Origin of the sequence: Nesterenkonia sp. F (assembly GCF_000220985.1) — a bacterium.
GTDB lineage: Bacteria > Actinomycetota > Actinomycetes > Actinomycetales > Micrococcaceae > Nesterenkonia.
The window spans coordinates 1-9,774 of sequence record NZ_AFRW01000038.1; the positions used below are offsets into that span (position 1 = coordinate 1).

The following is a 9,774-nucleotide window of genomic DNA, read 5'->3' on the forward strand; positions in this document are numbered from 1 at the left end:
TGCCCGGGCTCGCAGCAGATGAGCGCGTCGCCGTAGACCTCCTCCAGGACCGGCGGACCGAGGCAGACCACGCCCGCGGCGAGCGCTTCGAGGATGCTGGGCTCCAGCGTCTCGTCCCAGACGTCGGCGGTGAAGCAGAGCAGCACGTCGATCGCGGCCAGATACTCGCCGAACGTGGTGTCCCCGATCTCAGCGACCTGCCAGCCGACGGGCAGCGCCTCGGCGGACTCCAGAACTCCGCGACGCACCAGCTGCTGCCGGTCGGCGCGCAGCACCACCTGCGCGGAGCCGTCCTGCGGGAGGAGCGCCTCGCACTCGGCACGACTCGTGGGCCAGGACAGCTCCTCCTCGTCCCATGGACGCCCGAGGACCAGCGGCGTGCGCTCGTCCTCCGCGCTGGGCCTGCTCTCCTTCCGCTCCCGGGCCGACGTCGTCTCCGGCGCCGCGACGCCCGGCCAGTCGACGTCGGCCAGCTCTCCGGGCGGGACGACCTCGGCGAGCCGGCCGCGCACCACACTGGACTGCGGCGCCCAGCGGGGACGGCGTCCGAAGAGCTGCTGGCAGGTGGTCGCGACGTCCTCGACCTCGTAGCCGTGGTGGATCCGGCTGAGCGTCGCCGGCAGCTGATCGGCCACCACGACGAGCTCGTCGACGTCGAGCTCCGACGGACCGTCCGGGCGCAGCTGCAGCGTCGTCGGCCAGTGGACCACCAGCAGACCGACGGTGGCCCGCCGACGCAGATGGAGTCGGTCCACGCGGCCGTCGAGGACCATCCGGCGCAGCGCCGGGGTCATGCGCCGCTTCGACGCGTCGCGGAGCAGACCGTTGGCCAGCGGGACGACGGCGACTCTCAGTCCGGCGGCCAGTCCGGCCTCGATCTCCTGCTCCAGGATCAGCGAATTCCCGCCGCGGAGTCCGAACTCGGAGAGGTGGACGACGTCATAGTGCGGCGTCTCCGCAGCATCGTGGTCGGGCAGGAACGACGGCGGGGCGATCCACCGCCGCTCGTCGGATCCCATGGGCAGGTGCGGCGAGGCGCCGGCAGCGATCTCCTCGTGCCATCCGGCGTAGGCGTCCTGGTACATCTCACGATCCGGGTGCCAGTAGCCCAGACCGAAGTCGCTGGAGGTGAGGTTCCCCTCGCCCAGCAGCGAGATCGCCATCGGCACCATCTCCTCCGGGACGACCCGCATCCCGTAGACAGCCTCGCAGCGCGCCCGATACTCGGCGTCGGCGGACTTGCGCACCTCGTCCCAGTACCCGAGCGTGCTCCGGGCCTCCTCGCGGCGGAACATGGTCGAAGCGAAGCTCGGGTGGACCGCGCGATCCGGCCCCCAGCGGATCAGGAAGCGCAGGTCCTCGTCGGCCCGGACCCAGTTCACGATCGACGCCGGACGGTCAGGGTGCTCCATCAGCTCCCGCGCCTGCCGCTCGAGCTTCTGCGGGTGGTGCCAGTCGTCCTTGTCAGCGATGGTCACGAACTCGCCGCGGGCGCGCTCGAAGCCCTCGTTGCGCACGGCATAGGCCCCCCGGTTCTCCTCGCGGAACAGCACCTGCACCCGCGGGTCGGCGTCGGCGAAGGCCTGCAGCTGCGCCCGGTACGGCGTCGGGGTTCCGTCGGCGAAGACCACCGGCGAGGCATCGTCGATGATGAGGATCTCCAGATTCGTCCAGCTCTGCGCCAGCAGCGACCGGAGGGCCACATCGGTGGCGGCGTTCGGCTCGTGGATCGGCATGATGACCGACACCAGCGGCAGCCCCTCCTTGACCCGGGGAGCCGGTTCGGCTCGCAGAGCCCCGAAGGACGGCGCCTGGCCGTCCTCGAGCTCGAGCCCCACCAGACCGTGCTCGGTGTAGATCCCGTTCAGCCGCTCCAGCCACGCGGGATGATCCTCCCGAACGCCGGTCACAGCAGGGTTGATGGAGTTGAGCTGCAGGAAGCGCTGCGAGCAGGCGCGCTCGGCGTTCTCCTCGGAGTGCTCCAGGACCTCCCCCGCCCGGGCGAAGCGGCCGGCCCAGGTGAGCAGGTCGGAGTACAGCGAACGGTCCACGCCTTCGAAACCGTCCTCGACGCCGTGGAGGGCGTCGACGAGCTGGTAGAGCCGCAGGGCGGTGAGCAGGTCCTGCTGACCGAGGCGCTGGCTGTAGAGCACCCGAGCGAGGGCGAGGACGCCCGGACGCCAGAGCATGCGATCCAGCCGTTCCAGCCGATCGCGCTGGTCGGTGCCGTCCACGCGTCCGTCCGGCCCCAGGAACGCCTGGTCCACCGCCCGGGCCAGCCGTCGCAGGTCCGCCGTCTCCCGCGACGCGCAGAGCGCGAGCACCTCGCGTGCGCCGCGTGAACGCGTGCCGCGGGCATAGTGGGTGAACCACTGCAGCCGGCCCGGACGGGTGCGCAGCTCCCGTGACCAGTGCTCCAGCACATCATCCACCGGCAGGTCGCGAGGCTCGTTCCCGCGCCGGACGACGGAGGGCAGCGCCGTCCGGGCGCTGCGGGCCAGACGGCGAGCGGGGCGGGCCAGGGAGCCGACGAGAGTCACGGCGGAATGAGCCTCCGGGTCAGGGGCGGGTATCGTGCTCGGGACGCCCTCAGTCTAGAGGAGCCTGCTCGCGACCTGCTTCGATCCCACTGACGCATCCGCCGACGGAGCAGGGGCGTCTCTCGCCGACGTCCGGCCCCGACGCCCCGCTGGTAGAATGACGGACGCTCCGACGCTGGCAGGGGGACGGGCAGACCACCAGGAGGAACATCGCCATGGCCATACGCACCAGACACCGTGCCGAGCCGGCGCAGGACCCCGCCGTCGCGCACGACCAGGTGCGGCTGGACGGCTCGCCGCTGATCCGTGTCGGGGCTCGCCCGCCCCTGGGCCGGTATCTCGCCCAGATCTGGCACTTCCGGCACTTCATCATCTTCGATTCCCACTCCCGGGTGCAGACCGCCAACACGTCCGAATCCCTCGGCCGCGTGTGGCTGGTGATGAACCCGATCCTGAACGGGCTGGCCTATTTCCTCATCTTCGGCCTGCTGCTCAACACGTCCCGGGGAGTGCCCAACTTCATCGGGTACCTCATCATCGGGGTGTTCATGTTTCGCTACATCACCACATCGGTGAGCTCGGGGGCCACGAGCATCGCCTCCAAGCAGTCGGTGGTGCAGGCCTTCAACTTCCCCCGGGCCTGCATCCCCCTGGCCGTCAATGTGCGCGAGCTCTTCCAGTCCGTACCGATGTTCCTGGTGATGGCGGTGCTGGTGACGACAATGGGCGACATCCCGCTCGAGGACGCCGAAGCCTCGCCCGTCGTCCTGAGCTGGAAGTGGCTGGTCTTCTTCCCCGCCCTGGCGCTGACGCTGATGCTCACCACGGGCCTGGGGATGCTGCTGGCCCGTGCGGTCTCCGCGCACACCGATGTGAAGCACCTGATCACCTTCGGCACCCGGATCTGGTTCTACGCCTCGGCGGTGTTCTTCAGCGTCTCCCGCTTCGCGGACACTCCGCTCATCATCGACCTCATGCACCTGAATCCGGCCTTCTGCACACTCGACATCATCCGTCAGGCCTGGGTCTACGACGAGTGGGCGGATCCGATGCGGTGGGTCGTCCTCGGCGGCTGGGCCGTGGGCGCCCTCGTCATCGGCTTCATCGTGTTCTGGCAGGGCGAGGAGACCTACGGAAGGGACCGATGACCACCTACACCCCACGCCGCACCGCCCCGGCCTCCCCCGCGCTCACTGACGATGAGCGTCCGGAAGGAGCGACTGGACGCGACGACTCCGCCCCGGCGACCAGCGGCGACGGTCGGCCCTCCCGCGCTCCCGGCGAGACCACCAGCATCGCTCCCGAGGACGTCGCCGTCGCCGTCGATCATGCGTCGATGACGTACCGGGTCCGCTCGACGACGGAGCACACGCGCACTCAGGGACGCATCAGTCGCCAGGTGAAGAAGATCACCGGAGCCGGCTTCACCGAGGTCCCCGCGCTGCAGGACATGAGCTTCGTGGTGCGGCGCGGAGAATCAGTCGGAGTCATCGGCACCAACGGCTCCGGCAAGTCGACGCTGATGAAGCTGCTCACCGGAAAGGTCCGCCCGACGACGGGCGAAGTCTACGCGACCTCCACGCCGGTGATGCTCGGCGTCAACGCCGCATTGGTCAAACCGCTGTCCGGTCGGGAGAACATCAAGCTCGGCTGCCTGGCGATGGGGCTCACCCCTGGGGAAGCCGCCGAGAAGTACGACATGATCGTCGAGATCTCCGGGCTCGAGGACTCGCTGGATCTGCCGCTTAAATCTTACTCCTCCGGCATGGCCTCGAGGCTGCAGTTCGCCATCGCCACGGCCGTGGACCCGGACATCCTCCTCATCGACGAGGCGCTCAACACCGGTGACGCGCAGTTCCGCGCCCGGACCAAGAAGCGTCTGGACGAGGTCCGTGCGCAGGCCGGCTGCGTCTTCCTGGTCTCCCACTCGCTGAGCACCATCGAGCAGATGTGCACACGGGCCTTGTGGATCGAGGAGGGGCGCCTCCTGGCCGACGGGGACCCGGCGTGGGTCGTCGAGCAGTACGAGGAGTACACCACCCACCAGTCAGCAGGGCACCCACGGTCGGCCCAGGTCGTCCTGGAGCGCACCAAGCTGCAGCAGGCGCCGGTGAATCTGGAGTTCATCCCCGGCACGCGGCCGAAACGATGAACCGGACATCGGAACCGCCCCAGGCTATGCCGACGACCTCCCGATGACGCGAGCGGCCCCGGGACGAGCTCCTGGGGCCGCTCGCGATCGCGCCGAGACGGCGCGTCGATGATCAGTCCTCCTCGCCCGCGTCGGGTCCTTCCTCGAAGCGTTCCTGGACGGCGTCCACGAGCTCGACGACGGCGTCCATGTCCCGGGAATCCTCCGAGCCAGCCCAGATGCCGAGATGGTTCTTCCCGTAGCTAACGGTGGCGAAGGCCAACAGGGTCCCGCTCCCCTCGTCAGAGACGAACGCCACGCCATCGGCCTCAGTGTCCAGCGACTCCCGACTCAAGTCGTCAGGCGCCGAAGCAGACATCGAGTCCAGAAACTCCGTTTCGCAGTCGTCGAGGATCGCCAGGAAAGGCTCGGAGATGCCGACCTCCTGCTGCGTGGAGTACGCCGTGACGTTCACCGACGCCTGCTCCTTGGTGTAGGTGGCGTCCGCCTCGGCGACGTACTCGACGTCCTGGATCTCGGACTCCAGCTCATCGAGCGCCCCCTGGCACTGCTCGTCCGGATCTCCCGAGAAACTGTCGCCGGGCCCCGCGTCGTCGATCGGGTCCCCGTAGCGGTCCCTGCCCGAGGGGTCGTCGGCCAACGACCAATCCTCGGGAACACCCCGCCCGGTGAGGTACGTGCTCTCCAGCTCGTCCTCGTCCATCGGCCCGTTCGGCACGTCGGCCCCGCAGCCGGTGAGGACCAGCGCCAGCACCGCCCCACCGACGGCGATCCGTCCGTGTCCGCCGCCGCGTCGGCTCGTCGTCTCGGTCATCGTCAGTTCCCCTCATCGGTCGCTTCATCGCTCGGGTCGGATTCGCCCGAGTCGTCCTGCTCCTCGGCGCCGGCCTGGTCCGTCTCTTCAGCCTCGTCCGGCGCGTCGCCCTCCTCCTGCGGGAAGGCGACCTCCAGCGCCGGCACGGAGAAGTTCAGCGGCAGCGGCGGCGTGTCCCAGTCCTCGATCCGGCCCTCGATCGCCTGTGCCACAGTGAACTCCTCAGCATCGGCCGGAACGGACACGGCGATCCGGTACCCGGACGAGTACCAATGCTCCGGCAACGTGCGCTCCGCCGTGTGCTCTTCTCCCGATCCGTCGGTGACGGTGGTCGTGGAGTTGTATTCGAGCACGTCGACGGAAGCGTCCTGGACTTCCATCCGAGAGTCGAACTCCAGCAGCAGCCAGGCGCGGCCCTCCTCGGTCCAGCCGTCGCCGCCGCCGCTCTCGGTGAAGGCCGTCAGCTGGGCGCTCTGGAGGTTCTGGTACAGCGAGACTGTATGCTCGTCATCGTCGATGACCACAGTCTGATCCTCGACGTCGAACTCGTGGTTCACGTCCTGGCGCGTGACATCGCGATAGTAGGCGGAGGCCACGGAACTCTCCGTGCGCTCGCCCTCGGGCAGGTCGATGCGCTGGTCCACACCGGCGGAGGAGATCACCAGGTGCGGGTCCTCCGAAGCCACTGAGACGAGCATGCGTCCCGTCTCTTCCGTCGGTCCGGTGTATCCCCGGGTTTCTCCGAGATCGGCCAGCGTCCGCTGGACTCCCCCGCCGTTGATGGCCAGGGCGGCCGTTCGCTCCTCCCCGTCGAGCGACTCCTCCGGGGTGAACTCATACTCCAGCACGACGAACACCTCCTCGTCGGCCGGACCGTGCGGCTCCCCATCCGGACTCAGCGAGATCTCAGATCCCTCGGACAGCTGCTCGGCGGGGGCCGCACCCTCCGCCGAATCCGTCGACACCGGGATCGTCTCCGGCATCGCGACGGAGATGATCTCCAGCGTGCCGGCCGGTGTGATCACCCTGCCGCCCTCACCCGGGGATACGACCTCGTCGCTGGGCTGGACGAGGTCGGTGGGCAGGGCGGATCCGGAGACCAGGATCTCCTCCGGCGCCTGCGGCATGGGCGGGGCGGCGAGCGCGTCGATCTCCTCCGGGGCAGGCTCGCCGTCGGCATCGACCACAGTCGCACCGGGACGCTCCACGCCGCGCTGGAGCTGCTCGACCCACGCCTCGGGCAGGTGCGCCTCCATCTCCTCGTCGGAGTTCTGGCGGACCTCGAAGGAGCCCACCGACCAGACATGTCCGTCCTCGTCCGCAGGAGTCCGCACTCCCCCGCAGGCGATCTCCTCGGTGATCGCCTCGTCCTCGCCGACGACGAAGAAGCAGCGCGTCTCCTCGCTCGTCTCGACGTTCTCCGTCGGCAGCGTCGCCGACCACGCGTCCGTTGCCTCGGCGAGCACCTCCTCGGCGTTCTGCAGGGTCTCCCCGTCGGCGGTCTCGATGCCGCCGACGCCGTCCCCGGAGCCCGCGCAGCCAGTCAGGAGCAGCGCGCCCGCCGTCGTCAGCGCCGCCGAGGCCCTTCTCGTCCGCTGCGGACGCGTCCTCCGCCCCGCGTGGAGCGCGCCGGCCGACGCCGACGATCCCGTCCGGTGCTGCATGCTGTGTCATCCCCTTCCTGATGCGGCCATATTCAGGCTGCGTTCACGTGTCACCCAGCCTATGCATCTGTGAGACCGTCGCCCAACTGATCTCCACAAGCGGCTCGCGACGCGCCGACCCCAGATGACTTCAGGACGGGACATCCCCTCACACATGACGGCGGGCCCGGGGAGAACTCCCGAGGCCCGCCGTCGTGCGTCACGTCGCGCGTATCACGTCATGTGCGTCGCTCAGCCGAACCAGATGCCGATCTCGCGCTCGGCGCTCTCCGGAGAGTCGGAGCCGTGGACCAGATTCTTCTGGACCTTTTCGCCCCAGTCGCGGCCCAGGTCGCCGCGGATGGTCCCCGGCGCCGCCGTCGTCGGCTCAGTGGAGCCGGCCAGCGACCGGAAGCCCTCGATGACGCGGTCGCCCTCGGCGATCGCGGCCACGACGGAGCCGGAGAGCATGAAGTCCACCAGCGGCTGGTAGAACGGCTTGCCCTCGTGCTCGGCGTAGTGGGCGGCGAGCTGCTCGGTGCTCGCCTGCATCTGCTGCAGGGCGGTGATCCGGTAGCCCTTGGCCTCGACCCGGCGCAGCACCTCGCCGGTCAGCCCGCGGGCCACCCCGTCGGGCTTGATCAGGATCAGCGTGCGCTCAGTCATTCGGGAGTCTCCTCACTTCCGGTCTGTTCGGCGCTCTCGGCCTCCGCGGCCAGACGCTCTTCCTCCCTGTATCTTTCCATCTTCTCGCGGTCGAGCTGCGCTCCCTTGACCACGGCGAACCACCAGCAGCCCAGGAAGATCGCCCCGAGGAAGTACGTGTAGCCGAACGGATCGAAGATCCCGCCGGCGATGACCACCAGCTGCAGCGCCCAGCCGAGGACGAAGCCCAGCGGGCGGCGCAGCAGCGCGCAGGTGAGCACCATGAGCACGGCGACGACGAGCGAGCCGGCGAGCAGCCAGCCGGCATGCGGCGCGTCGCGGTTCAGTCCCCACATCGCCAGGCCGTAGAAGACCATCAGCAGCGCCTCCAGGCAGAGCACCGAGGAGGCGAACATCACCCGGACCGACCGCGGCGGGCGGACCATGCCCGGCCGCCACTCGCGCTGGGCGCGGGTCAGACGCGCCACGGCTCAGCCCTCCCCGCCGGCCAGCAGGGTGCGGGCCTCCCCGACCACGGTGATCGAGCCGGTGATCAGCACTCCCCCGGCCAGCGCGTCGTCGGAGGTGTCGGCGCGGGAGACGGCCCAGTCGAGGGCGTCGTCGAGGCGCGCGGTGATGTGCATGTCCTCCTCGCGGAAGCCGACCTCCAGCGCCAGCCGTCCCAGCTCCTCGGCGGGGATCGCCCGCGGCGAGGTCGACTGGGTGAAGCAGACGTCCTCGACGAGGCCATCGTACTCACGGTGCAGGACGGTCAGGATCTCGCGGGCGTCCTTCTCCTCCAGGATGCCCACCACCAGCGCCAGCCGCCCGAGGCCGAAGCTCTCCTTCAGTGCCTGGGCGGAGGCCTCGACGCCGGCGGCGTTGTGCGCGGCGTCGACGATGATGCTCGGACCGGTCCGCAGGGTCTCCAGCCGGCCCGGCGCGCTGATGTGCTCGCAGGCCAGCTGCAGGTTCTCCAGGACCAGCTCCTGCCGGCCGCCGCCGATGAAGGCCTCCAGCGCGGCCACGGCCACGGCGAAGTTCTCCGCCTGGTGCGCGCCGTGCACCGGCAGCAGCAGCTCCGGGTAGCGGCCGGCGATGCCCTGGACGGTGACCTGCTGCCCGCCGACGCCGGGGGTGCGCGACTCCACGCCGAACTCCACGCCCTCGAAGCGGAAGTCGACGTCGGCCTCGCGCGCGGCCTCCAGCAGCACGTCGGCGGCCTCGGGGACCTGGGCGGCAGAGATCAGGAAGCCGCCGGGCTTGATGATGCCGGCCTTCTCCAGGGCGATGTCCCGCTCGGAGTCGCCCAGCAGGTCGGTGTGGTCCAGCGAGATCGGGGTGACCACGTCGACGACGCCGGCGGCCACGTTGGTCGCGTCGGTGATCCCGCCCAGGCCGACCTCCAGGACCATCACGTCCACCGGGGCGTCGGCGAAGACGGCGAAGGCCAGGATGGTCAGGCATTCGAAGTAGGTCAGCGGCACCTCGCCGCGCTCGGCGAGCCGCTGGTCGACCATCGTCAGATGCGGACGGATCTCGTCCCAGATGCGCACGAAGGTCTCGTCCTCGACCGGTTCGCCGTCCAGGCAGATCCGCTCGGTCACCCGGGACAGATGCGGCGAGGTGTACCGGCCGACGCGCAGGTCGTGGGCCAGCAGACCGGCCTCGATCATCCGTGCGGTCGAGGTCTTGCCGTTGGTGCCGGTCAGGTGGATCACCGGCGCCGAACGGTTGGGCTCGCCGAGGATGTCCATGGCCATCTCCATGGGCTCCATCCGCGGCTCCATCTTGTTCTCCGGGGCGCGCGAGAGCAGTTCGGCGTAGACGCTGGCCACCGAGAACCCGTCGACGGGCTCGGACGCGTGGTCCCGGGAGGACTCGATGTCGGACATGTCTGGGCTCCTGTGTCTCGGCCGGCGAGCGGCCGTCGTGTCGTCGACGCCGCGGCGCCGTCGGGGTTCCTGGTGCTGGGCCCGG

The 9,774-nt window shown here is 69.8% G+C and carries 8 protein-coding genes; 2 read left to right on the top strand and 6 right to left on the bottom strand.

What is annotated here, in order from left to right; all coding sequences use genetic code 11:
* On the bottom strand, positions 1–2,540 hold a 2,540-nt coding region (locus GU5_RS0103545; protein ID WP_010524206.1), incomplete at its 3' end, for a glycosyltransferase family 2 protein.
* A 215-nt stretch (positions 2,541–2,755) separates the two neighbouring features.
* On the opposite strand from GU5_RS0103545, the gene GU5_RS0103550 reads away from it, so the two are divergent.
* Both GU5_RS0103550 and GU5_RS13855 read left to right on the top strand, forming a co-directional pair.
* The gene (locus GU5_RS0103550) at positions 2,756–3,688 is read left to right on the top strand and encodes an ABC transporter permease (protein ID WP_010524207.1); all 933 of its coding nucleotides are present in this window, start codon (positions 2,756–2,758) and stop codon (positions 3,686–3,688) included.
* A complete protein-coding gene (locus GU5_RS13855) occupies positions 3,685–4,692 on the top strand; it encodes an ABC transporter ATP-binding protein (RefSeq protein ID WP_010524208.1) in 1,008 nt (335 codons plus the stop codon). Before GU5_RS0103550 ends, GU5_RS13855 begins: the two co-directional genes overlap by 4 nt.
* 112 nt (positions 4,693–4,804) lie before the next feature.
* Here GU5_RS13855 and GU5_RS0103560 read toward each other — a convergent pair whose 3' ends face one another.
* The 5 genes from GU5_RS0103560 to GU5_RS0103580 all read right to left on the bottom strand — a co-directional run bounded on the left by GU5_RS0103560 (position 4,805) and on the right by GU5_RS0103580 (position 9,689).
* Complete coding sequence (locus GU5_RS0103560; RefSeq protein WP_158217713.1) at positions 4,805–5,446, bottom strand: hypothetical protein; 642 nt, start codon at positions 5,444–5,446, stop codon at positions 4,805–4,807.
* A gap of 62 nt (positions 5,447–5,508) precedes the next feature.
* Positions 5,509–7,170, bottom strand: coding sequence for a hypothetical protein (locus GU5_RS0103565; protein ID WP_010524210.1), 1,662 nt, complete (start codon positions 7,168–7,170; stop codon positions 5,509–5,511).
* A gap of 231 nt (positions 7,171–7,401) precedes the next feature.
* Entirely contained in the window at positions 7,402–7,815 is a 414-nt protein-coding gene (gene ndk / locus GU5_RS0103570) for a nucleoside-diphosphate kinase (protein WP_010524211.1), read from the bottom strand.
* Positions 7,812–8,282: a DUF4233 domain-containing protein gene (locus GU5_RS0103575; protein WP_010524212.1), complete on the bottom strand. Its 471-nt coding sequence runs from the start codon at positions 8,280–8,282 to the stop codon at positions 7,812–7,814. The genes ndk and GU5_RS0103575 overlap by 4 nt, the downstream gene beginning before the upstream one ends.
* A gap of 3 nt (positions 8,283–8,285) precedes the next feature.
* Complete coding sequence (locus tag GU5_RS0103580; protein WP_010524213.1) at positions 8,286–9,689, bottom strand: folylpolyglutamate synthase/dihydrofolate synthase family protein; 1,404 nt, start codon at positions 9,687–9,689, stop codon at positions 8,286–8,288.
* Between the last annotated feature and the right edge of the window lie 85 nt (positions 9,690–9,774).